Source organism: Enterobacter cloacae complex sp. P17RS, from assembly GCF_014895885.1.
In the GTDB taxonomy this organism is placed as follows: domain Bacteria; phylum Pseudomonadota; class Gammaproteobacteria; order Enterobacterales; family Enterobacteriaceae; genus Enterobacter; species Enterobacter bugandensis.
The window spans coordinates 306,444-327,988 of sequence record NZ_JADBQK010000010.1; the positions used below are offsets into that span (position 1 = coordinate 306,444).

A 21,545-nucleotide genomic window follows, 5' to 3' on the forward strand; every position below is an offset into this window, starting at 1 on the left:
TATGTATTGCATTAACGACCTGCTTTTAACTTCTGATAATACTCTTCGTAAAGGCGGCTCGCGTCGCCTACATCGTTCTGCCATTCTCCTTTGCTGATGGTTTCGGCATCCGGATAGAGTGACTTATCGTTAGCCACGTCAGGCTTCAGCAGTTTGCGGGCGGCCAGGTTTGGCGTCGGGTAGCCAATCGTCTCGGCTACCTGTTTCGCCACGTCCGGACGCAGCAGGAAATTAATCAGCTTCAGCGCACCGTCCACGTTCTTCGCGTTGGCCGGGATCGCGAGGCTATCCATCCAGAAGATCCCGCCTTCCTTCGGCCAGACCACCTCCAGCGGCGTCCCGGCCTGACGGGCAACATACGCAGAGCCGTTCCACACCATCCCCAGGTTTACTTCGCCTTCCATATACGGGTTTGCCGGGTTATCAGAGTTGAATGCCGCCACGTTAGGCATCAGCTTTTTCAGCTCGTTGTAAGCCGCGTCGATCTCTTTCGGATCGGTGGTGTTACCGGAATAGCCAAGCTTACGCAGCGCGATCTGGAACACTTCACGCGCGTCATCGGTTAACAGCAGGCTGCCTTTGTATTCCGGTTTCCACAGATCCGCCCAGCCGGTGACCGTTTTCGGATCGATGGCCTCGCTGTTCACGCCAATCGCCGTCGCGCCCCAGATGTACGGAATGGAGTAGTCGTTATTCGGGTCGAAAGGCTTGTTGAGCATCTCAGGATCGAGGTTTGAAAAATTAGTTAGCTTCGTTTTGTCGATCTTCTGGATCATGCCCTCTTTGCGCATTTTGTCGACAAAGTACGTGGAAGGAACCACCAGATCGTAGGCGCCGTCCTTGTAGGTTTTGAGCTTGGCGTACATGGTTTCATTCGACTCGTAGGTCGAGTAGATCACCTTGATGCCCGTCTCCTTTGTGAACTGTTCCAACAGGCCCGGCGGCACGTATTCCGTCCAGTTGTAGAAGTAGAGCGTTTTGCTGTCATCAGCGTGCGCGGCACCCATGCCAAGCACCAGCGCCGCAGCGGCGAGCATTTTTTTCATTTCATTGTCCCCTGAGATTTTGTTTTATCACGAGCAAGAACCTGGCTGGCGATCACCAGAACCAGCGAAAATAGCAGCAGTATGGTCGCCAGCGCGTTCACCTCCGGTGAGACGCCAACTTTTACCATCGAATAGATCTTCAACGGCAGAATTTCGTAGCTCGGCCCGGTCACGAAGGAGGAAACCACGACGTCATCCATCGACAGGGTAAAGCTGAGCAGCCATCCGGCGGCGACGGCAGGCATCGCCAGCGGCAGGATGATTTTGCGCAGGATGATCATCTCGCTGGCACCCAGATCTTTCGCCGCTTCCAGCATGCGCACGTCGAACCCTTTCAGACGCGCGTAGACGGTGACCACCACAAACGGCAGGCAGAAGGTGATATGGGAAAACAGCAGCGACCAGAAGCCAAGCTGTACGCCCAGCAGCATAAACAGCACCAGCAGCGAAATCGCCATCACGATGTCCGGCGACATCATCACTACAAACAGCATGCCGCTGACAAAGGGCTTGCCGCGAAAACGGTAGCGATACAGCGCCACGGCGGTCAGCGAGCCAATCAGCGTGGCGAAGGTGGCGGAGACGATCGCCATCGTCAGCGAGTGCTGTGCGGCCTGCAGCAGGCTGTCATTGTTCATTAGCAGGCTGTACCAGTTGGTGGTAAACCCCTGCCAGTTGATCCCGAACCGCGAGCTGTTAAACGAGTTCACGATCAAAATGATAATCGGGATATAAAGGTAAGCGTAAATGGCGGTCATAAAACCGCCGCGAAGCAGTCGACCGATCATTCGAGTTCCACCTTCTTGTTGAGCAGGCGAGAAGCGCGCCAGTAAACGAGCAGCATCAGCCCCATCACCACCGTGAGCGTAATGCTGGTCGCGGAGCCGAACGGCCAGTCGCGGATGTTCAGGAACTGGCTCTTGATCACGTTCCCAATCAGCAGGTTTTTCGCCCCGCCCATCAGGTCAGACACGTAGAACAGGCCCATCGCCGGGAGCATCACCAGCAGACAGCCCGCAATAATGCCGGGCATGGTCAGCGGAATGATAATGCGGATAAAGGTCTGCAGCTTGCTGGCCCCCAGATCTTTTGCCGCTTCCAGCAGCGGTTTATCGAGCTTCTCAATGCTGGAGTAGAGCGGCATCACCATAAACGGCAGCAGGATATAGACCAGGCCAATGATTACCGCACCTGGGGTAAACATGATGCGCACTGGCGTATCAATCACGCCCAGCCACAGCAGAAACGCGTTGAGGTAGCCTTTGGTGCTGAGGAAGATTTTCAGCCCGTAGATGCGAATCAGCGAGTTGGTCCAGAACGGCACAATCAGCAGAAACAGCAGCAGCGGGCGCACCTTTTGCGGCAGTCCCGCCAGGAACCATGCGAAAGGGTACCCCAGCAGCAGGCAGGCCACGGTGGCAATCAGCGCCATATTGAGCGAGTGCAACAGCACGTCGAAATAGAGCGGATCGAGCAGGCGCGCGTAGTTGTCCAGCGTAAAGACCAGCGAAACGAAGTTTGCATCGTCGCGGGTCAGGAAGCTGGTGGCGATGATCATCAGGTTGGGTAAAAAGACAAATAACACAAGCCAACCGACGATAGTGGCAATGACCACCTTCTGGAACTTACTTGTGTTCTTCATCAGCCAGCACAACCTCCCAGCTTTCTACCCAGTTGATAACCATTTTCTGGTCAAGAGAGTGGTCAAAGTCAGGATCGTCCTCGTTAAAGAATTCGCTGACCATCACCATTTTGCCGTTCTCCAGTTCCACAACGGACTCGAGGGTCATCCCTTTATAGTTACGTTCGCGAACGTAACCGATCAGACCTTCGACGTCGGCCGTGTCGTGGATCTCATCAACGCGGAGATCTTCCGGGCGCAGCAGGACATTGAGTTTTTGTCCTTTCTCGACGGCAAAGTTCACGGTGATAATGCAGTCGCGTCCCTCGACGTTCGCGCGAACGCGCTGTGCATCCAGACGCTCAAGCACGGTGGCGTTGAAGATATTGATCTCGCCAATAAAGCTGGCGACGAACAGGTTTTTCGGCTCTTCGTAAATTTCACGCGGCGTACCGTCCTGTTCAATCTTGCCGTCACGCATTACCACGATACGGTCTGACATGGTCAGCGCCTCTTCCTGATCGTGGGTGACGAAGACAAAGGTGATGCCGAGCTTGCGCTGTAGCGCTTTCAGCTCGTTCTGCATCTGCTTGCGCAGCTTGTAATCCAGCGCGGAGAGGGATTCATCCAGCAGAAGCAGGCGCGGTTTATTGACGACCGCGCGGGCAATGGCCACGCGCTGCTGCTGACCGCCGGAGAGCTGGTGGGGCTTTCGCTGGGCAAACGTCTCCAGCTGAACCATGCGCAGGGCTTCGGTGACGCGCGGTTCGATCTCATTAGCCGGGGTTTTTTGCATCCGCAGGCCAAACGCCACGTTCTCAAACACGGTCATGTGCGGGAACAGGGCGTAGCTCTGAAAAACGGTATTGACGTGGCGATCTTCGGCAGGAACCTGGGTTATGTCCTGGTTCTCAAGATGGATGCGGCCATTATCAACGCTTTCCAGCCCGGCGATAAGGCGCAGTACGGTGGTTTTGCCGCAGCCGGAAGGGCCAAGCAGCGTAAGAAACTCACCATCATTGATGGTCAGGTTGAGGTCGGAAATGACGTCTTTGCCATCAAAGCTTTTACGAATTCGTTCCAGTTGCACCAGCGGTGAACGAGAACGGGATTGTGTATTCAATTTTTGCGCTGTCCCATATAGACGCCTCAGGCAGCAGACTGAAGCGGGGTTTGTGTGTAACCACCTTGGTGACTCGTAATGAGGGCGGACATTCTACGGCAATCCCCCGTAATCGCCAATCCTTGTCACTGATTCATAAGCTACATTTATTAACGCATAAAGATATAAACGTAAAAAGTTCTCGTTTGCGGGATAAAAGTGACCTGACGCAATATTTGCGTTTTGATGCTTACTGATAATGTTGTCACAAAAAGTGAGGGTGACTGCATGGATAAATTACTTGAGCGTTTTTTACAGTATGTTTCGCTGGATACCCAATCTAAGCCGGGTGTCCGCCAGGTGCCAAGCACCGAAGGCCAGTGGAAGTTGTTAAACCTGCTTAAAGAGCAGCTTGAGGCCATGGGGCTGGTCAACGTCACGTTAAGCGAAAAAGGCACTGTGATGGGAACGCTGCCGGCGAATGTGCCGGGTGATATTCCGGCGATTGGCTTTATTTCTCATGTCGATACCTCACCTGATTTTAGCGGCAAACACGTGAACCCGCAGATCGTGGAAAACTACCGCGGCGGTGATATCGCGCTGGGGATTGGCGACGAAGTGCTCTCTCCGGTGATGTTCCCGGTGCTGCACCAGCTGCTCGGCCAGACGCTGATCACCACCGACGGCAAAACGCTGCTGGGGGCGGATGACAAGGCGGGCATCGCGGAAATCATGACGGCGCTGGCGGTGCTGAAAGGTAAAAACATCCCGCACGGGGACATCCGCGTTGCTTTTACCCCAGATGAAGAGGTGGGTAAGGGCGCGAAGCACTTCGACGTGGACGCTTTTAACGCGCAGTGGGCGTATACCGTCGACGGCGGTGGCGTGGGCGAGCTGGAGTATGAAAACTTCAACGCGGCGTCGGTGACCATAAAAATTGTCGGAAACAACGTTCACCCAGGGTCTGCCAAAGGGGTGATGGTGAACGCGCTGTCGCTGGCGTCGCGTATTCATGCGGAAGTCCCGACGGAAGAGAGCCCTGAACAGACAGAGGGGTACGAGGGCTTTTATCACCTCACCAGCATCAAAGGCACCGTGGACAGCGCGCAGATGCACTACATCATCCGCGATTTTGACCGTAAAGCTTTTGAGGCGCGCAAGCGCAAAATGATGGAGATCGCCAAGAAGGTTGGGAAGGGATTGCATCCTGACTGCTATATTGAGCTGATTATTGAAGACAGCTATTACAATATGCGCGACAAGGTGATGGCCCATCCGCACATTCTGGATATCGCCCAGCAGGCGATGCGAGACTGCGATATTGAACCGGTCTTAAAACCGATTCGCGGCGGCACTGACGGCTCGCAGCTATCGTTTATGGGGCTACCGTGCCCGAACCTGTTTACCGGTGGCTATAACTACCACGGCAAGCATGAATTTGTGACGCTGGAAGGGATGGAAAAGGCGGTGAAGGTGATTGTGCGCATAGCCGAGTTAACCGCTAAACGCTAAAAAAATGCCCGGTGGCGCTGCGCCACCGGGCATTGTCACAACTCAGTCCTCAAAGAACCAGTACCCGCTGTTGACCAGCGCGGCCAGCATCGCGAGGAAGGATGGGTCTTCCAGCGCGTCGCCAAAGGTTTCTGCAGTCAGTACCATATGGCTGGCAATGGCTTCCAGCGCCGGACGGTGCGGGGAGTCGAGCTTTTCACCGTTGACGAAGACCTCTTCACCAATGCGCAGCACGCGTAATCCGCCCAGACGAACCAGCTTGTCACCCTGCTGCAGCGCATCATAGATCTCATCTGCCTGATACGGCGGCTCCGGCGGTGCAACGTCCAGCTCGTGGCGTGACTGGCTGATAAATTCGCCAAACCACTGCCTGAAATGTTCCGGCTCGTTGATCAGATCCAGCATCATGCCGCGCAGCTTATCCAGCTCTTCTGGCACGATGTCTGCCGGATGCTCGCGTGCAGGCACATCCGGATCGCTGTAGCGATAGCTTCCCAGCTCGCGCTGCAGGACATAGTCGGCAAAGCCGCTGATCATTTCGCGGCCGCTTGGCGCACGGAACCCGACAGAGTAGTTCAGCGAGTTCTCCAGGGAGTAACCTTCGTGAGGGAATCCTGGCGGAATGTAGAGAATATCGCCTGGCTCCAGCTCTTCGTCGATAATGCCTTCGAACGGATCCACCTGAAGCAGATCCGGGTGCGGGCAGTGCTGCTTCATCGGCACTTTTTCGCCCACGCGCCAGCGGCGACGGCCCGTGCCCTGAATGATAAATACGTCGTACTGGTCCAGATGCGGACCCACGCCGCCGCCAGGTACGGAGAAGGAGATCATCAGATCGTCCATTCGCCAGTCGGGCAGGGCGCGGAACGGGCGCATTAGCGCGGCAGTCGGCTCGTGCCAGTGGTTAACCGCCTGCACCAGCAGCGACCAGTTGCTTTCGCCGAGATGATCGTAGCTTTCGAAAGGACCGTGGCTGACCTGCCATTTCCCGTCCTGGTGGCTGACCAGACGGCTGTCGACTTCGTTTTCCATGGCCAGACCGGCCAGCTCGTCAGGTGAGATAGGGTCGACAAAGTTGCTGAACCCGCGTTTCAGAACCACCGGGCGCTTTTGCCAGTAACGTTCAATAAATTCGGGCCAGTTAAGTGTTAAGTGATAATCCATATTTTTTTATCCGCAGGCTCTTACTGACTCGGATTATAACGGAAGCTCAGCCCCCCGGCTGCGAGATCCTCGCATTTTTCACATAACGGGTTAACTATCGTCCGATGTGGGCTGCTGACGACCAAAAATCACTTCCATTCTGGCCCCGCCGAGCAAGCTTTCGCTGGTTTCGATTTTTCCGTCATACTGGTCGACAATCTCGCGGGCGACGGCTAAACCCACGCCCTGACCGGGGCGCAGCGTATCCGCTCGCTGACCGCGATCGAACACCACATCACGTTTATTAAGCGGGATCCCGGGGCCATCATCCTCAACGATAATGTGTAACTCGTTATCCGTCTGGCGCGCCGATACTTCAACAAACTCCAGGCAGTATTTACAGGCGTTATCCAGCAGGTTGCCCATCACTTCCATGAAGTCATTTTTTTCGCCAACAAAGCTAATTTCAGGCGAAATGTCGAGACTGATGTTGACCCCTTTACGCTGATACACCTTGTTAAGGGCGGACGTGAGATTATCCAGCAGCGGGGCCACCGGGTGCAGCTCGCGGCTCAGGAGCGCGCTGCCGGAACGCATGCTGGCGCGGTGCAGATAGTAGCCAATTTGCTGCGAGATTCGGCTGATTTGTTCCAGCATCACCGGCTCGGCATCGTCGACGCTCAGCCTTGAGCTGCGCATGGAACGCAGGGTGCTTTGCATTACGGCCAGCGGCGTTTTCAGGCTGTGGGTGAGGTCGGTCAGGGTCGTGCGGTACTTATCATAGCGTTCACGCTCGCTTTTCAGCAGGCGATTGAGGTTACGCACCAGACTGGTCAGCTCACGGGTGGTTTCCGGATTGAGTTTTTCACGATGATGTTCCTCAAGCTCGCGCACCTCTCGCGCCAGGGACTCAATAGGGCGCAAGCTCCACCACGCCGCCACCCAAAGCAGCGGGATCACCAGCAGCAGGTTTGCGGCCAGAACATAAACGAACCAGCCCCAGACCTTATAGGAACGTTTTAGCTCAACCGGAATGGTGTCGATCACCACAATAGTTAACTGCGGCATGTTCATGGTCGCCGGGTAGATATTGATCGCCACCGAATGCGTCATTTCCGTCTCGGCATCGTCAGCCCGGATTTCATTGAGCTTTTGCTGCATCGAGCGATCTTCGCGAATCAGCGTGCTGGTGGTATTGAGATCGGCTTCTATCTCATGAAACCCGTTGGTTTTGAGCCACTCCGGACGAATGCTTTTCGCCAGCCACGGAATATCGCGTTGCGCCCAAAGCAACTTTCCCTTTTCATTGTAAATCAGGGCTAAAGTAGGACTCTGTTGATCCAGGTTCTCCGGCATTTCAACGGTGATGTGGTTGTCTTCCCATGTGGCCAGGGTATAAAACAGATTACTTTCGCCGCGTAACAGTCGAAAGGTCGTTTTATCGAAGCTGACGCTGTAGCCCACCAGGGCGACCAGACCGTAGGAGAGCGACAGCACCAGCACCACCGCGGCCGTTGCCAGTAAAAAACGAACCCGCAGCGAGAGGGGCAGAATGTGGCGCAAAATCCGTCTCATTTAGCGTAATTCGAACAGGTAGCCCTGGCCGCGAACGGTCGTAATCACGTCCTGCGGATACTGCGCCTGAATTTTCTTACGCAAACGGCCCATCAGCACGTCTATGGTGTGACTCTCGCGCAGCTCAGCATCCGGGTAGAGCTGGAGCATTAAGGAGTCTTTGCTCACTACTTTTCCGCTGTTACGGATCAGCGTTTCCATAATGGTGTATTCGAACGCGGTGAGCTTGATTACTTCATCGTTAATCGAGAGCTCGCGACGGGAGAGATCCACCTGGAAAGGCGGAATGGAGATAACCTGTGAAGCCAGCCCGCTGTTGCGGCGTAACAGCGCCTGCATGCGCGCCGCCACTTCTTCAATGTGAAACGGTTTGGTGACGTAATCATCCGCACCGGCGCTGAGCACTTCAACTTTGTCCTGCCAGCCTTCGCGGGCGGTGAGAACCAGAACCGGCAGGGAAACGTCATGGCTGCGCCAGCGACGAATTAACGACAGGCCGTCTTCATCAGGCAGGCCTAAATCGACAATGGCGATGTCCGGCAGGTGTTCATTGAGATAATAATCGGCTTCTTTTGCATCTTCAGCATCATCCACCTGATGTCCCATCTCCTGAAGCTGAACCTTCAGGTGGTGGCGTAGCAATGCGTTATCCTCAACAACCAGTACGCGCATCATCTTTTCTCCCAGAATAAATAGTATGAATAGTTTAACGCTGATTATGTTGCTGTGGGGATAAACATTCAGTAAACCGGGGAAAAGCAACCCCCTTTCCGGGCGGAAAGGGGGGAAGGAACATTACTTCAGCTCATCAACCATGGTGATGGCGCGGCCAATGTAATTCGCCGGAGTCATGGCCTTCAGGCGGGTTTTCTCTTCTTCCGGCAGTGCCAGACCGTCGATAAACTGTTTCATGCCTTCGGCATCGACGCGTTTACCGCGTGTCAGCTCTTTCAGCTTCTCGTACGGTTTTTCGATACCGTAGCGGCGCATCACGGTCTGAATCGGCTCTGCCAATACTTCCCAGTTGTGATCCAGCTCGTCAAGAAGACGATCACGGTTCACTTCGAGCTTGCTCACGCCCTTCAGGGTGGACTGATACGCGATCAGCGCGTAGCCAATGCCCACGCCCAGGTTACGCAGCACGGTGGAGTCGGTCAGGTCGCGCTGCCAGCGGGAAACCGGCAGCTTGCTCGCCATATGCTGCAGCACGGCATTCGCCAGGCCCAGGTTGCCTTCGGAGTTTTCGAAGTCGATTGGGTTCACTTTGTGCGGCATGGTGGAGGAGCCAATTTCCCCGGCGATGGTCTTCTGCTTGAAGTGGTTCAGCGCGATGTAGCCCCACACGTCGCGATCGAAGTCGATCAGGATGGTGTTGAAGCGCGCGATGCAGTCAAACAGCTCTGCAATGTAGTCGTGCGGCTCAATCTGGGTGGTGTACGGGTTCCACTGGATCCCCAGAGAGGTCACGAACTCTTCGCTGAACTGATGCCAGTCCACTTCCGGGTACGCGGCAATGTGGGCATTGTAGTTACCGACCGCGCCGTTGATTTTACCCAGAATTTCAACCTGCTCCAGCTGACGATACTGGCGCTCCATACGGTACGCCACGTTCGCCATCTCTTTACCCATCGTGGATGGGGTGGCTGGCTGGCCGTGAGTACGGGAAAGCAGCGGAATGTCGCGGTATTCCACGGACAGCGCTTTCACCGCGTCGATGATTTTACGCCAGTAAGGCAGCACCACTTCTCTACGCGCGGTGGAGAGCATCAGCGCGTGAGACAGGTTGTTGATATCTTCGGACGTACAGGCGAAGTGAATGAACTCGGATACCGCATGCAGGGCCGGGACGCTTTCCACTTTCTCTTTCAGGAAGTACTCAACCGCTTTCACGTCGTGGTTGGTGGTGCGTTCAATGGTCTTAATGCGCGCGGCATCTTCTTCGCTAAACTCAGCAACGATTTTATCAAGGTAATCGTTTGCCTTTTCGTCAAAAGCAGGAACTTCCTTGATTGCTGCCTGGGCGGCCAGCTTCTGCAGCCAGCGTACTTCAACCTGAACACGGAACTTCAGCAAACCATATTCGCTGAAGATCCCGCGCAGCGCGCTGACTTTATCGCCATAGCGTCCATCGACAGGGGATACGGCGGTCAGTGAGGATAATTCCATAATTCGCAACTCCGGGAGGTTAACAATGAGCAAGAATTTGTTTTGCCTGAGTAGTCAGGCGATTACGAGAAAACATTAACTGCAGGCGGCCACCGCCAACCTGATGCCACAGCACGGCGGCGCGGATCCCAGCCAGCAGGGAAGCGCGGACCTTCGCCTGCACCTGCGGGCTTTGCAGTACGGCAGGGGAGCCGGTGACCTGAATGCGCGGGCCCAGCGGGCTGATGACGTCAACGTAAATGCCCGCCATGGCGCTCAGCAGCGTTTCAGACTGCAGGTCAAAATGGTCGAGCTGACGCTGTAGCCCGGCGATGCGCTCGCCCAGGGTATTGAGCGCGCCTTTCGCCGCGCTCAGCTTACGCTCAAGCACCATCAGGCTTAAGGTGTAGCGGGTCAGTTCCGCGTTTAGCCCCTGACGGCTACTGGCGTTAAGCACGCCAAGCAGGGTTTCAAGACCGAGACGAAGATTGGTTTCGCTGCCGCCGAACACGCCCAGGGTTGAACCGGGGTTGAGGTCGATAACGCTGTTGAGCGAAACGTGCAGGGCATCAGCGTCACAGTGACCCTGATGCGCCAGCTGTTGCACCAGACGAGCAGACTGGCAAATTCCTGCCAGCGCCAGGGTGATGTCATAATAATTCTTCGCCACACGGTCTCCTTTATGTGTGCAATCGGTTAAACAGCGGGCAGCGGCAGGCGCTGTTCAATGATCCCGCCGCCCAGGCAGATTTCGCCGCTGTAGAAGACAGCAGACTGGCCCGGGGTAACGGCGGCGACCGGCTCGTCGAAACGGACGTCAATACGGTCGTCATCAAGCACGGTGATGGTGCAAGGAATATCGGTCTGGCGGTAGCGCGTTTTCACCGTGCAGCGCAGCCTGCCTTTCAGGGGCTCGCGATCGACCCAGTGCAACTGCTGTGCGATAAGGCCAACGGACATCAGACGCGGGTGGTCGTGACCCTGAGCCACCACCAGAATATTGTTTTCGACGTCTTTGTCGACCACGTACCACGGATCTTCGCTGCCTTCTTTCGTCCCACCAATACCCAGGCCTTTACGCTGGCCTAAGGTGTGGTACATCAGCCCCTGATGCTGACCAATCTCGTCGCCATCAACGGTGACAATTTTACCTGGCTGTGCAGGCAGGTAGCGGCCCAGGAAATCACGGAATTTGCGCTCGCCGATAAAGCAGATACCGGTGGAGTCTTTTTTCTTCGCGGTGATCAGGTCCAGCTCTTCGGCAATTTTACGCACTTCCGGCTTTTCCAGTTCGCCGACCGGGAACAGGCTTTGCGCAATCTGTTCGTGGCTCAGCGTATAAAGGAAGTAGCTCTGATCTTTATTGCCGTCGAGGCCGCGCAGCAGTTGGCTTTTGCCATTCACGTCCGCACGACGCACGTAGTGACCGGTCGCAATGTAGTCAGCGCCCAGATCTTCCGCGGCGAATTCCAGGAAGGCTTTAAATTTGATCTCTTTGTTGCACAGAATATCCGGGTTCGGGGTACGGCCCGCTTTGTACTCTTCAAGGAACAGTTCAAAGACGTTGTCCCAGTATTCTGCGGCAAAGTTAACGGTGTGCAGTTCAATGCCGAGCTTGTCGCATACGGCCTGCGCGTCGGCGAGATCCGCTGCGGCAGTGCAGTATTCCTCGCCATCGTCTTCCTCCCAGTTCTTCATGAACAGGCCCTCCACCTTATAGCCCTGTTGCTGCAACAGGTAGGCGGAAACGGAGGAATCGACACCGCCGGACATGCCGACGATCACTTTTTTCTGGCTGTTATCTGACATGGAATACTCACGACATTGAACTTCAAGGCGGCGTATTCTATCACGCCCCCCCACCGTTGACACCCTCTGTAAACGGCCAGTTAAATTCTCCGATGACACCCAGCGGCAGGCGTGCGCCTGACTGCCAGCAGCGGATGCTTTCCGCAACCAGCGGCGAGCGCAGGTTTGGCGCGTTCAGGATCTCCTCGGCGGTGACCCACAGGCAGCGATCGATATCGTCATCATGCGGTTCTGTGGCGCACGTTTCGCTAAGCTCAACGGCGAATAAAAAGCGCAGGAATGGGGTGCTGTCGGGCGCAATCCACTGATGCATGCGAATGAAGTGCTGGGGCTCAGCGCGGATGCCAGTCTCTTCCCAGAGCTCGCGCTTCGCGGCCTGCAGCAACGTTTCATTGGCTTCAAGATGCCCGGCAGGCTGATTCCACAGCGCCCTGCCGTTGATGCTCTCTTCCACAACGAGGAATTTTCCCTGCGCGTGCACCACGCAGGCGACCGTAACATGAGGTTTAAACATCGTTTCTCCTTAAGGGGCAGCGTCGCGCCATTCGCCGTTTGCCAGCGTATCCAGCGTGTAGCTGCCCATGGCGTAGCGAATCAGGCGTAGGGTAGGGAAGCCGACGTGCGCGGTCATTCGCCTCACCTGGCGGTTGCGGCCTTCATACAGGGTGATTTTGAGCCAGCTTGTCGGGATGGATTTGCGCTCGCGAATGGGCGGGTTACGCGGCCACAGCCACTCCGGCTCATTCACGCGTTCAATACCGGCGGGCAGGGTGGGGCCGTCGTTCAGCGTCACCCCGCTGCGCAGTTTCGCCAGCGTCTCTTCGTCCGGCTCGCCTTCAACCTGCACAAAGTAAATTTTGCCGGTGCGTTTGCCCGGTTGTGTAAGCTTTGCCTGTAGGGCGCCGTCGTTGGTTAGGACCAAAAGTCCTTCGCTGTCCCGGTCCAGGCGACCGGCGGCGTAGACGCCCTGAACGGGGATGTAATCCTTTAGCGTGCTGCGTCCGGCCTCATCGGTAAACTGCGGCAAAACATCGTAGGGTTTATTGAACAGAATAACCCGCTTTGGCTGGGTTTCTTGCGGTCGTCTGGCGGCTTGTCGCGAGCTGAATCGCTCAACCCGGTGTTTTGTAAAAGAAGTTTTCTTCATGGTATTTTCAGGCGTTATCAATTGCCGCATTATAGCCTAATAACGAAGACCTTTCATGGCGCAGGACAATCAGGTACTATCGAAGGGCTCATTACAATTTATTAACATAAGATCAGTAACAACCAGAAGCGCTCGAAGGAGAGGTTAATGGAAAGCAAAGTAGTTGTTCCGGCGGAAGGTAAAAAGATCACCCTGCAAAACGGCAAGATTAACGTTCCTCACAATCCGATTATTCCGTTCATCGAAGGCGACGGTATCGGTGTAGACGTTACCCCGGCAATGCTGAAAGTGGTTGATGCCGCTGTTGAGAAAGCCTACAAAGGCGAGCGTAAAATTTCCTGGATGGAAATTTACACCGGTGAGAAATCAACGCAAGTTTATGGCCAGGACGTCTGGCTGCCAGCGGAAACGCTGGACCTGATCCGCGACTACCGCGTTGCTATTAAAGGCCCACTGACCACTCCGGTCGGCGGCGGCATCCGTTCTCTGAACGTGGCGCTGCGTCAGGAGCTGGACCTGTACGTGTGTCTGCGTCCGGTTCGTTACTATCAGGGCACCCCAAGCCCGGTTAAGCACCCTGAACTGACCGACATGGTTATCTTCCGCGAAAACTCAGAAGACATCTACGCGGGTATCGAGTGGAAAGCGGACTCTGCTGATGCAGAAAAAGTGATTAAATTCCTGCGCGAAGAGATGGGCGTGAAGAAAATTCGCTTCCCTGAGCACTGCGGTATCGGCATTAAGCCGTGCTCTGAAGAAGGGACCAAGCGCCTGGTGCGTGCGGCCATCGAATACGCGATCACCAACGACCGTGATTCTGTGACCCTGGTTCACAAGGGCAACATCATGAAGTTCACCGAAGGCGCGTTCAAAGACTGGGGCTACCAGCTGGCGACCGAAGAGTTCGGCGGTGAGCTGATCGACGGCGGCCCGTGGCAGAAGATCAAGAACCCGAACACCGGCAAAGAGATCATCATTAAAGATGTGATCGCCGATGCGTTCCTGCAGCAGATCCTGCTGCGTCCTGCTGAATACGACGTGATCGCCTGTATGAACCTGAACGGTGACTACATTTCTGACGCCCTGGCGGCACAGGTTGGCGGTATCGGTATCGCCCCTGGCGCGAACATCGGCGACGAGTGCGCCCTGTTCGAAGCAACCCACGGTACTGCACCAAAATACGCAGGCCAGGACAAAGTGAACCCAGGCTCTATCATCCTCTCCGCAGAGATGATGCTGCGTCATATGGAATGGTTCGAAGCCGCAGACCTGATCGTCAAAGGTATGGAAGGCGCAATCAACGCGAAAACCGTAACTTACGATTTCGAACGTCTGATGGAAGGCGCTAAGCTGCTGAAATGTTCAGAGTTTGGCGACGCGATTATCGCGAACATGTAATCCAGATTCTGGGTTAAACAAGAGCGGGGGCCTGAGGGTTCCCGTTTTTTTTGCTTCTGCCTGCGGGAAATAACACGATGCTCGCTACTGTTCTTATCACTGTCGTTGCATTCATCCATATCTACATTCTTGTGCTGGAAATGTTCCTGTGGAACACCAGAACAGGGCACAAGGCTTTTAATCTGCGTCCCGATTTTGCGCGCGACACCCGCGTGCTGGCCGCGAATCAGGGGCTGTATAATGGTTTTCTGGCTGCGGGTCTGCTCTGGAGCCTCTGGCTTGGTGAAAAGGGTATATCTGTGGCCATCTTCTTCCTGACCTGCGTGTTGATTGCCGGACTCTTTGGCGCAGCGACCGCCAGCCGAAAGATACTGTACGTTCAGGCCATACCTGCTCTTGCAGCTCTGCTTGCCCTGCTTATCTGACGCAACGCGTTGGTTAACCGTACGTCGTCGGATATACTTGTGGCTTCACCCTCAGAGATTAACGCTGCTATGAATAACGAAATCCCACTGAAGTATTATGACATCGTCGAAGAGTACGCGACGGAAGCCACAAAGCCCGTGAGTGAGTCAGAGCAGGACTCGCTGGCGCATTATTTCCAGCTGCTTCTCACGCGTTTGTCGAATAATGAGGAGATCGATGAGGAAGCTCAGCAGGAGATGGCGCGTGAAGCCGGGGTTCGTGCCGAACGTATTGATGATATTGCAAACTTTCTTAATCAGTGGGGAAACGAGTAACCTACCGCGCGATCCCAGCGAGTCGCTTCGCAAGCTCGCTTCGGGTGACAGATTTTGAGAAATACCATCCCTGAATCAGCGCCTCGGGGTATCTTTCAGCAATAAAGCGATACTGTATTTCGCTCTCTACGCCTTCGAAAACAAGCGTTTTATTCAGTTTTGCGAGGGCGTCGCTAAAAATGACAAAAATGTTCTGCTTGTAATGTTCACTGATGCCATCGACCAGCGACTTGTCGATTTTGATCTCATCATATTCAAGCAGCGAAAGCCTTGCCAGGTTTGAGTTTTGCACCCCGAAGTCATCAATGGATATTCTCACGCCAAGGTTTTTTAAATCCTTGCAGAAATCTTCCAGAATATTCCCCGTTGAAATGGCTTTTTCAGAAAGCTCGATTTTGATCAGAGAGAGCGGAATGTTATTAGCTAAACAGCTACGGCGCAAAATGCTGATAAACTGTCCGTCTTCAATTTCCGTTCGGCCAACATTGAGCGAAACAACCAAATGATATTTAATAATAAGTGGCGCGATATCCGAAAGGGATTTTTGGAGAATATTAATATAGTAATTTTTATACAGGCCAATTTTTTTGATTAATGGAATAAACAGTTCCGGGGAGACGTCACCGTATCTTGCGTCACGCCATCTCGACAAGACCTCCACGCCTACAATTTTTTTATCCTCAATCCGAACAATGGGCTGGTAATGAACGCCGATAGTATTAGTGATAACAGCTTTGACCAGCGTCCGCTCCAGGGAGAACCGGTCCTCGTTGAGTCGAAAGAAAAAGAGCGTTATCGCTATCCAGATAAAACATAAAATGACCGCGAGAACGATAAATAAAACGGGAGATAACGAGGCCAGTCCCGCGTTGTGATGCTTCACAATGACGCACAAATCCCATGTGGTGCTGCACCGGGTGAGGGTCAGGGTAAACAAGGAGGAATTCAGTTCGCTCTGTTGGTTTAATTCAGGCGTAGCCGAAAAAAACGTTCTGCTTAAGTCCCTGGTGGTGGTGCTCAGAGAATAGCTCTCCGTAACCGGGGTGAATTTATCGTAAGCATAGCGGGAGGTGAAGATAATGTGATTATTATAGATGGCCGCATTGCCGGTAAAAAAATCCTTTCTCGAAAATTGCGCGAGGAGAAATCCTCTGGGCGTTTCATGGAGCTCTTCAGGAAGCGGGACAGGATTAACGAGTTTACCCCAAAAAGCGGTACAGACTATTTTTCCCTTTTCAATAAAACCGACGTCAGCGACATAGCGGCTTTCGAGCTTGACCTGCCGGTAGCGATCGAGGCTGTCTCTGTCGCATCCCTGTGTGGTCAGGTTTTTGAGCGTCTGCGCCATGCTCTGGGTCAGACTTTCTGAATGCTGTAAAAGGGTTCGGGAAATCTCAAGCTGTTTGCTTTTCTGCTGGCTCCCGATAACTGCATTAACCGCAAAAAGAGACAGGAAGACCAGAAACGCTGAAACGATAGTAACGGCAATGATCTTTTTCATTTTCCAGATACCCTGTCCGCTCCCTCATCTCTCAAATCTTATCACAGGCAGTGCAAGCTACAAGCCTGATAATAACGGCAGCCGTTATGCTTAAGTGCAATTTGTTTTCCTCTTAACCTGAGCTTTGTTACAGTGACAAGAGTTGTCAGCCAGGGATGCCAGGCGTGATAAGGTGGAAAAGCTCGTGCATGTGAAAAATACTTTTTACACAACAACCATTACCGTCATCATTGTCTCATTGATTGTTTCATTGTCGCTTGCCGTCCAGATTGCCACGTCCCGACAGCAGTCAATCCAGCAAATCAATACAAGCGTTGCCAACCTGAGCCATACCCTTAACGTCTACACGGAAGGGATCATTCGCCAAAGTGAAATGTTGATTACCACCGTTTCCGACACAATCGAAATTTATGGTATGACCCCGCAACAGGCGATCAATATTCAGCGAATGATAAGCAATCAGGATAATCTTCTTACTCAGATTAATAATGTGGTTGTCTATGATGCGCATGGGGATATCTTCACTGCATTGCACAAAAATTTTGCGGGCCCCCATAATGGCGCGGATAGAGCATTTTTTGTCTATCACAAGGAAAATAAAAGTCAGCAGATTTATATTGGTGAGCCGGTGATAAGCAGAACCAATGGTAAATGGGTTATTACTCTTAGCCGACGCCTTGAAACCCACACCGGTGCATTTAACGGTGTTGTGGTGGTGACGCTGGGTATCGAAAATTTTCTGGCGCTTTATGGACAGATTAATATTGGTCACGCGGGCGTTATTGGTTTAACGACGCAAGCAGGCGTTTTACTGATTCGTTATCCCTTTAAAAATAACTATATCGGTACGATTTTTTCTGACTCACCTCTCTTCAGAAAATACCTCAAGGTACAAAATACTGGGATAGCCAGCTCTGTCTCCAGGTTTGATAAAATCGAACGCATTTATGCCTATGAGAAAAACAGGCGCTACGGACTGGTTACGACGGTAGCGGTAAGCATTGATGAAGCCCTTTCACCGTGGCGCAAGCAGGCGATTCAGCTTGCCGCACTTATTTTGGTGTTTACCGCGACGCTCATCGTGGCGTCCTGTTTCCTCTATTCCGACTTATCCAGAAAAGCACGGGATAACAAAGCGCTAAAGATTATTGCCTCGGAGGATGCGCTGACAGGGCTTTATAACAGGCGCATCTTTGATGAAAAAATCGTCTCGGAAATTGCGGCGTGTGCGGCAAAGGACGCGCCGGTTTCGCTGCTCCTTGTGGATGTGGACTACTTCAAAAAGTACAACGATAACTACGGTCATCCGGAAGGGGACAGTTGCCTGGCGTTGCTGGGAAACTGCCTCAGGGAAAGTCTCACCCGCGACAACCAGATTGTGGCGCGCTATGGCGGGGAGGAGTTTGCGCTGATTTTGCCTGAAACGGATATCCAGGAGGCGCTCCGCCTTGCGCAGAGGATTATTTGCTATGTTTTCTCTCAGCAAATTGAACACGCATTTAGCCCCTTCGGGCGGGTCACGGTAAGCGTAGGGGTCTCCAGTGCGCGTGCTGTCAACATCGCGGGTAGCCAGCAGAATATTATTAATGCTGCCGACCAGGCGCTCTATCAGGCAAAACGCGGCGGGCGCAACCGGCACGCTTTCGTTGGGGCTTGATCAAAAAAAAGCCCACTCATGAGTGGGCAAGAAATACTGGAAGCAATGTGAGCAATGTCGTACTGAATACCTGAGTGTTTATCTCAACTATTCAGTGTTGAGAAAGATAATCTTTCTCAACAAAAGATGCAACCCCATAGTTCTTGTGGAAGGGCATGTTGATGAAGAAATGCGCAGACTCTCTCTGTGAGGCTTATCACAAATTTCCTTTCTCAGATCCTGTGCTATCCTTTTTGTGTCGTTGATTTAATGACAAAAACCATACAGAGAGGAAAGTTATGGGAATTTTATCCTGGATTATCTTTGGGCTTATTGCGGGTATTCTGGCGAAGTGGATCATGCCGGGCAAAGATGGCGGTGGGTTTATCGTCACCATAATACTGGGTATTGTCGGCGCGGTAGTCGGCGGTTGGATCAGTACGCTGTTCGGTTTTGGTAAAGTCGATGGCTTTAACTTCGGCAGTTTCGCGGTCGCGGTGATCGGCGCGCTGGTTGTGCTGTTTATCTACAGAAAGATCAAAAGCTAATACTGAAGCGTTAAAAAGGCTGCCATATGGCGGCCTTTTTACGTAACGGGTTTACCACCAGCCAAACTGCGTGCCGGCAAACGCCACGACGGCAACGATCAACATAATGAGGGTGGTTTTTCTCATTTATGCCCCCGGAGCAGCGTAACCACCGACAAAAAACCACGCCAGAAATACCACCGCCGTTATAAAAATAACGACCGGGAAGAGGATCCCTATTCTCATATCATCACCTGTTTCGGTTTTTATAACGCCGTAGAGTGTACGGGGTTAATCCATCGCGAGAAAGCCTGTTTTGCTTTTTCCTTTCTTATCCTGATACATCGCGATATCTGCGGCACGTAACGCACTGTCCGGATCGGTTACGCCGGGATCCACTTCGATAACGCCGAGGCTGGCGCCAGGATAAATGATGCTGATGCTACCCAGCCAGTATTCCCCCGCAATTCGGGCGCTGAGGCGCGTTCTGAGAAGGTGGATTTGCTCCTCATCCTCGACGTTGCTCAGAGTGGCCACCAGGAACTCATCGCCGCCCAGCCGGCCGATGATATCGTCCTGCTGTTTTTCTGCGGTCAAACGCTTGCCCACTTCAATCAGGAACTGGTCGCCTGCTTCATGCCCGTATCGATCGTTAATCAGTTTAAAATCATCCAGATCGATAAAGGCAATGATGGCGTTACGTTTCAGATGCCGCGCCAGCGAAAACAGGGTGGTCAGATCCTCAAAAATGGCGCGACGGTTGGGTAACCCTGTAAGGGCATCTGTGTAGGAGTGGGCGATAAGCGCCGCGTTGGCTTCACGGAGCTGGGTCACCAGAGACTCTTTCTGAATGTACTGACTAATCAACCCGGCGAAGAGTTTTAGCATCTGCTCACCGCGTGCGCTGAGCGGTTTTTTTGCCGTGCTGGTGGCGCAGAGCGTACCGTAAAGTGAGCCATCGGCAAGATGAACGGGGATGCTCATATATGTGGTGATGCCGAGTGCTTTCGCCGCTTCACACTCCGGCCAGCGCTCGGGGACATCGTTACTGAATAATGTGTCGCTATCCAGCGCGCGCTTACACAGCGTTTCATCCCATGGCACGCTTAACCCTTCCGGGATAGTCATCTGCTTGCTGTTTCGGGCATAGAGGATATGCTGCAGCCGGGCTGTTATATCCACCTTCGTCAGATACGTCGACTCCATGTCGGTGACGATTTCCAGCATCTCCAGCAGCTGACGAACGAGGCTTTCAAGGGATTGCTCGGTGGCAAGGGTTTCTGAAACGCGAGCGAGGATAAGATCCGACATGACGTAGAATGACTCCCAGGCAGAAGACGTCTGCATCTGCATGTTATGCTGAATTTTTAGGCTTCCGGCATAGTAAAACATGAATATAGAAAATTTAATATATGCAGAGGTAGGCAGCAGGCGGGAAAAAAAGCCCCGTTGTTGAGAACGGGGCAAAGACATCTTGATTACGGAATGATGTTCTCTGGTCAAAGTGAGAACATGCCAGACTGTAGCGTTGAAAAGTGCAGTTAGAATGGAGAAATCATGGAGAAAGCGGCGACAAGCCGTTACCCTTAGCCAACGATGATGTCAAAAGGATCAACAAGATGAGATTTCTGCTAATGGCGCTGGCGCTTCCCCTGGTTGCCTGCACCGCAAAAACAACCCCACCCGACGCCCCGAAACCGCCGCACGCCGTGGGCATGGCGAACCCGGCTTCCGTTTACTGCCTGGAAAAGGGCGGGGAACAGGTCCCAATTCAAAGCCCGCAGGGAGTCCGCACCGAGTGCAAGCTGCCCAGTGGCGAAGTGATCGACGAATGGACGCTCTATCGTCGCGATCATCCGCAACCTGCCAGGTGACAGAGGGACAGTAGCTGCGATACACTTCTCTTTAGGATTATTCTTAGCCAATTTCTGGCTACCGTTACCGCGAGAGAAGTATGTTTCAGCTTAAACCGGGCAGCGTGGCGATGATCGTCGGTGCCCGCACGGCGTCAGGCCGTCGCAATATTGGTAAATCTGTGGAGCTATTTGGTCTTTGCCAACCCGGCCAGCGTTTCGTTAACCCGGTCAACGGCGTGATGACGCAGTTACCCGCAAGCGCGGACCGCGCGCTCTGGCTGGTGACGGGAGACGTCTACGCCTTTGATAATCAGCACGGCTTTGCGTTTGTTCGCGCCGAACACCTGATGCCGCTCACCCCGGACGAAGCTCCGCAAATTCAGGATGAGCTGACGGTCAGCTGATCACAGATGGCGCAGCCAGTCGGCTAAGACCAGAGCGTGATTCTGCTTCGTGTCCTTCGCGCCGTAGAGCAGGGTTACGGTCTGCTTTTTCGCCAGCGCCGCCAGACGCTCTCCTTCGTCCTTATGCTGCGCCAGCTCTTCCTTGTAGGCTTTAGTGAAGGCCGCGAAATCAATCGCTTCGCTATGAAAGTCCTTGCGTAACGCGCTGGATGGTGTGAGCGTTTTACACCATTCGTCATACGCGAGGTCCGTTTTTTTCACCCCACGGGGCCAGAGCCTGTCCACCAGAACCCGATAGCCATCGCCCGGGCTCGCCTGTTCATAGACGCGTTTGCACTGAATCATAATTCCACCCTCCCAATTTAAGGTATTGTGATAATTGC

The 21,545-nt window shown here is 53.6% G+C and carries 24 protein-coding genes; 8 read left to right on the top strand and 16 right to left on the bottom strand.

Features of this window, described 5'->3' with window-relative positions:
* Window positions 1-11 precede the first annotated feature (11 nt).
* The 4 genes from potD to potA are packed head-to-tail and all read right to left on the bottom strand — an operon-like array spanning window position 12 to window position 3,820.
* Window positions 12-1,046: a spermidine/putrescine ABC transporter substrate-binding protein PotD gene (potD, locus tag IM265_RS11570; RefSeq protein WP_028012743.1), complete on the bottom strand. Its 1,035-nt coding sequence runs from the start codon at window positions 1,044-1,046 to the stop codon at window positions 12-14.
* On the bottom strand, window positions 1,043-1,834 hold the full coding sequence (potC, locus tag IM265_RS11575; protein WP_048959704.1) for a spermidine/putrescine ABC transporter permease PotC: 792 nt from the start codon (window positions 1,832-1,834) through the stop codon (window positions 1,043-1,045). The genes potD and potC overlap by 4 nt, the downstream gene beginning before the upstream one ends.
* Complete coding sequence (gene potB / locus IM265_RS11580) at window positions 1,831-2,688, bottom strand: spermidine/putrescine ABC transporter permease PotB (RefSeq protein WP_041910497.1); 858 nt, start codon at window positions 2,686-2,688, stop codon at window positions 1,831-1,833. The genes potC and potB overlap by 4 nt, the downstream gene beginning before the upstream one ends.
* A complete protein-coding gene (gene potA, locus IM265_RS11585) occupies window positions 2,672-3,820 on the bottom strand; it encodes a spermidine/putrescine ABC transporter ATP-binding protein PotA (protein ID WP_167401640.1) in 1,149 nt (382 codons plus the stop codon). Before potA ends, potB begins: the two co-directional genes overlap by 17 nt.
* Window positions 3,821-4,057: 237 nt before the next feature.
* Between potA and pepT the strand changes: the two genes are divergently transcribed.
* On the top strand, window positions 4,058-5,281 hold the full coding sequence (gene pepT, locus IM265_RS11590) for a peptidase T (RefSeq protein WP_192985962.1): 1,224 nt from the start codon (window positions 4,058-4,060) through the stop codon (window positions 5,279-5,281).
* A gap of 42 nt (window positions 5,282-5,323) precedes the next feature.
* On the opposite strand, the gene IM265_RS11595 is transcribed toward pepT, so the two are convergent.
* The 8 genes from IM265_RS11595 to rluE form a co-directional block, all read right to left on the bottom strand.
* Entirely contained in the window at window positions 5,324-6,445 is a 1,122-nt protein-coding gene (locus IM265_RS11595) for a cupin domain-containing protein (RefSeq protein WP_047364295.1), read from the bottom strand.
* A gap of 90 nt (window positions 6,446-6,535) precedes the next feature.
* A complete protein-coding gene (phoQ, locus tag IM265_RS11600) occupies window positions 6,536-7,999 on the bottom strand; it encodes a two-component system sensor histidine kinase PhoQ (protein WP_045630113.1) in 1,464 nt (487 codons plus the stop codon).
* Window positions 8,000-8,671: a two-component system response regulator PhoP gene (gene phoP, locus IM265_RS11605; RefSeq protein WP_025911763.1), complete on the bottom strand. Its 672-nt coding sequence runs from the start codon at window positions 8,669-8,671 to the stop codon at window positions 8,000-8,002. It lies immediately after the preceding gene.
* Window positions 8,672-8,794: 123 nt separating this feature from the next.
* Entirely contained in the window at window positions 8,795-10,165 is a 1,371-nt protein-coding gene (gene purB / locus IM265_RS11610; RefSeq protein ID WP_193031009.1) for an adenylosuccinate lyase, read from the bottom strand.
* Between the two features lie 19 nt (window positions 10,166-10,184).
* Window positions 10,185-10,814, bottom strand: a complete 630-nt coding sequence (gene hflD / locus IM265_RS11615) for a high frequency lysogenization protein HflD (protein ID WP_148243202.1) — start codon at window positions 10,812-10,814, stop codon at window positions 10,185-10,187.
* Between the two features lie 26 nt (window positions 10,815-10,840).
* Window positions 10,841-11,953, bottom strand: a complete 1,113-nt coding sequence (mnmA, locus tag IM265_RS11620; protein WP_193031012.1) for a tRNA 2-thiouridine(34) synthase MnmA — start codon at window positions 11,951-11,953, stop codon at window positions 10,841-10,843.
* 40 nt (window positions 11,954-11,993) lie between these two features.
* Complete coding sequence (locus IM265_RS11625; protein ID WP_028012752.1) at window positions 11,994-12,467, bottom strand: NUDIX hydrolase; 474 nt, start codon at window positions 12,465-12,467, stop codon at window positions 11,994-11,996.
* 9 nt (window positions 12,468-12,476) lie between these two features.
* Window positions 12,477-13,130 carry a 23S rRNA pseudouridine(2457) synthase RluE gene (gene rluE, locus IM265_RS11630; RefSeq protein ID WP_045261618.1) on the bottom strand — a complete coding sequence of 218 codons (654 nt, stop codon included), beginning with the start codon at window positions 13,128-13,130 and terminating at the stop codon, window positions 12,477-12,479.
* A gap of 117 nt (window positions 13,131-13,247) precedes the next feature.
* Here rluE and icd point away from each other — a divergent pair, with 117 nt between their 5' ends.
* The 3 genes from icd to IM265_RS11645 all read left to right on the top strand — a co-directional run bounded on the left by icd (window position 13,248) and on the right by IM265_RS11645 (window position 15,238).
* Window positions 13,248-14,498, top strand: coding sequence for an NADP-dependent isocitrate dehydrogenase (icd, locus tag IM265_RS11635; RefSeq protein WP_003857898.1), 1,251 nt, complete (start codon window positions 13,248-13,250; stop codon window positions 14,496-14,498).
* A 77-nt stretch (window positions 14,499-14,575) separates the two neighbouring features.
* Entirely contained in the window at window positions 14,576-14,923 is a 348-nt protein-coding gene (locus IM265_RS11640) for a DUF1304 domain-containing protein (RefSeq protein ID WP_063942643.1), read from the top strand.
* Between the two features lie 69 nt (window positions 14,924-14,992).
* Complete coding sequence (locus tag IM265_RS11645) at window positions 14,993-15,238, top strand: DUF2543 family protein (RefSeq protein ID WP_028012755.1); 246 nt, start codon at window positions 14,993-14,995, stop codon at window positions 15,236-15,238.
* Window position 15,239: 1 nt separating this feature from the next.
* Here the strand turns inward: IM265_RS11645 and IM265_RS11650 are convergent, their stop codons facing one another.
* The gene (locus tag IM265_RS11650; RefSeq protein WP_048959707.1) at window positions 15,240-16,739 is read right to left on the bottom strand and encodes an EAL domain-containing protein; all 1,500 of its coding nucleotides are present in this window, start codon (window positions 16,737-16,739) and stop codon (window positions 15,240-15,242) included.
* A 172-nt stretch (window positions 16,740-16,911) separates the two neighbouring features.
* Here IM265_RS11650 and IM265_RS11655 point away from each other — a divergent pair, with 172 nt between their 5' ends.
* Together IM265_RS11655 and IM265_RS11660 are read left to right on the top strand one after the other, a co-directional pair.
* Window positions 16,912-18,396: a sensor domain-containing diguanylate cyclase gene (locus IM265_RS11655; protein ID WP_252028204.1), complete on the top strand. Its 1,485-nt coding sequence runs from the start codon at window positions 16,912-16,914 to the stop codon at window positions 18,394-18,396.
* Window positions 18,397-18,674: 278 nt separating this feature from the next.
* Window positions 18,675-18,923, top strand: a complete 249-nt coding sequence (locus tag IM265_RS11660) for a GlsB/YeaQ/YmgE family stress response membrane protein (protein WP_028012758.1) — start codon at window positions 18,675-18,677, stop codon at window positions 18,921-18,923.
* Window positions 18,924-19,049: 126 nt separating this feature from the next.
* Here IM265_RS11660 and IM265_RS11665 read toward each other — a convergent pair whose 3' ends face one another.
* Together IM265_RS11665 and IM265_RS11670 are read right to left on the bottom strand one after the other, a co-directional pair.
* On the bottom strand, window positions 19,050-19,148 hold the full coding sequence (locus IM265_RS11665; protein ID WP_014883431.1) for a YoaK family small membrane protein: 99 nt from the start codon (window positions 19,146-19,148) through the stop codon (window positions 19,050-19,052).
* Window positions 19,149-19,193: 45 nt separating this feature from the next.
* Window positions 19,194-20,213, bottom strand: a complete 1,020-nt coding sequence (locus IM265_RS11670) for a sensor domain-containing diguanylate cyclase (protein WP_063154459.1) — start codon at window positions 20,211-20,213, stop codon at window positions 19,194-19,196.
* A gap of 308 nt (window positions 20,214-20,521) precedes the next feature.
* On the opposite strand from IM265_RS11670, the gene IM265_RS11675 reads away from it, so the two are divergent.
* Both IM265_RS11675 and IM265_RS11680 read left to right on the top strand, forming a co-directional pair.
* Window positions 20,522-20,776 carry a DUF333 domain-containing protein gene (locus tag IM265_RS11675; protein WP_153656048.1) on the top strand — a complete coding sequence of 85 codons (255 nt, stop codon included), beginning with the start codon at window positions 20,522-20,524 and terminating at the stop codon, window positions 20,774-20,776.
* A gap of 80 nt (window positions 20,777-20,856) precedes the next feature.
* Window positions 20,857-21,162, top strand: a complete 306-nt coding sequence (locus IM265_RS11680; RefSeq protein WP_045630116.1) for a periplasmic protein — start codon at window positions 20,857-20,859, stop codon at window positions 21,160-21,162.
* Here the strand turns inward: IM265_RS11680 and IM265_RS11685 are convergent, their stop codons facing one another.
* Window positions 21,163-21,507 carry a DUF488 domain-containing protein gene (locus tag IM265_RS11685; RefSeq protein ID WP_041910484.1) on the bottom strand — a complete coding sequence of 115 codons (345 nt, stop codon included), beginning with the start codon at window positions 21,505-21,507 and terminating at the stop codon, window positions 21,163-21,165.
* Between the last annotated feature and the right edge of the window lie 38 nt (window positions 21,508-21,545).

Bases quoted from the DNA above. Each gene is read 5' to 3' on its own strand.
- phoP (WP_025911763.1), bottom strand. From the start codon at position 8,671: ATGCGCGTACTGGTTGTTGAGGATAACGCATTGCTACGCCACCACCTG.
- potD (WP_028012743.1), bottom strand. From the start codon at position 1,046: ATGAAAAAAATGCTCGCCGCTGCGGCGCTGGTGCTTGGCATGGGTGCC.
- IM265_RS11665 (WP_014883431.1), bottom strand. From the start codon at position 19,148: ATGAGAATAGGGATCCTCTTCCCGGTCGTTATTTTTATAACGGCGGTG.
- IM265_RS11650 (WP_048959707.1), bottom strand. From the start codon at position 16,739: ATGAAAAAGATCATTGCCGTTACTATCGTTTCAGCGTTTCTGGTCTTC.
- IM265_RS11645 (WP_028012755.1), top strand. From the start codon at position 14,993: ATGAATAACGAAATCCCACTGAAGTATTATGACATCGTCGAAGAGTAC.
- IM265_RS11680 (WP_045630116.1), top strand. From the start codon at position 20,857: ATGTTTCAGCTTAAACCGGGCAGCGTGGCGATGATCGTCGGTGCCCGC.
- IM265_RS11675 (WP_153656048.1), top strand. From the start codon at position 20,522: ATGAGATTTCTGCTAATGGCGCTGGCGCTTCCCCTGGTTGCCTGCACC.
- icd (WP_003857898.1), top strand. From the start codon at position 13,248: ATGGAAAGCAAAGTAGTTGTTCCGGCGGAAGGTAAAAAGATCACCCTG.
- purB (WP_193031009.1), bottom strand. From the start codon at position 10,165: ATGGAATTATCCTCACTGACCGCCGTATCCCCTGTCGATGGACGCTAT.
- mnmA (WP_193031012.1), bottom strand. From the start codon at position 11,953: ATGTCAGATAACAGCCAGAAAAAAGTGATCGTCGGCATGTCCGGCGGT.
- IM265_RS11660 (WP_028012758.1), top strand. From the start codon at position 18,675: ATGGGAATTTTATCCTGGATTATCTTTGGGCTTATTGCGGGTATTCTG.
- pepT (WP_192985962.1), top strand. From the start codon at position 4,058: ATGGATAAATTACTTGAGCGTTTTTTACAGTATGTTTCGCTGGATACC.
- IM265_RS11640 (WP_063942643.1), top strand. From the start codon at position 14,576: ATGCTCGCTACTGTTCTTATCACTGTCGTTGCATTCATCCATATCTAC.
- IM265_RS11685 (WP_041910484.1), bottom strand. From the start codon at position 21,507: ATGATTCAGTGCAAACGCGTCTATGAACAGGCGAGCCCGGGCGATGGC.
- rluE (WP_045261618.1), bottom strand. From the start codon at position 13,130: ATGCGGCAATTGATAACGCCTGAAAATACCATGAAGAAAACTTCTTTT.
- potC (WP_048959704.1), bottom strand. From the start codon at position 1,834: ATGATCGGTCGACTGCTTCGCGGCGGTTTTATGACCGCCATTTACGCT.
- phoQ (WP_045630113.1), bottom strand. From the start codon at position 7,999: ATGAGACGGATTTTGCGCCACATTCTGCCCCTCTCGCTGCGGGTTCGT.
- IM265_RS11670 (WP_063154459.1), bottom strand. From the start codon at position 20,213: ATGTCGGATCTTATCCTCGCTCGCGTTTCAGAAACCCTTGCCACCGAG.
- IM265_RS11625 (WP_028012752.1), bottom strand. From the start codon at position 12,467: ATGTTTAAACCTCATGTTACGGTCGCCTGCGTGGTGCACGCGCAGGGA.
- potB (WP_041910497.1), bottom strand. From the start codon at position 2,688: ATGAAGAACACAAGTAAGTTCCAGAAGGTGGTCATTGCCACTATCGTC.
- IM265_RS11595 (WP_047364295.1), bottom strand. From the start codon at position 6,445: ATGGATTATCACTTAACACTTAACTGGCCCGAATTTATTGAACGTTAC.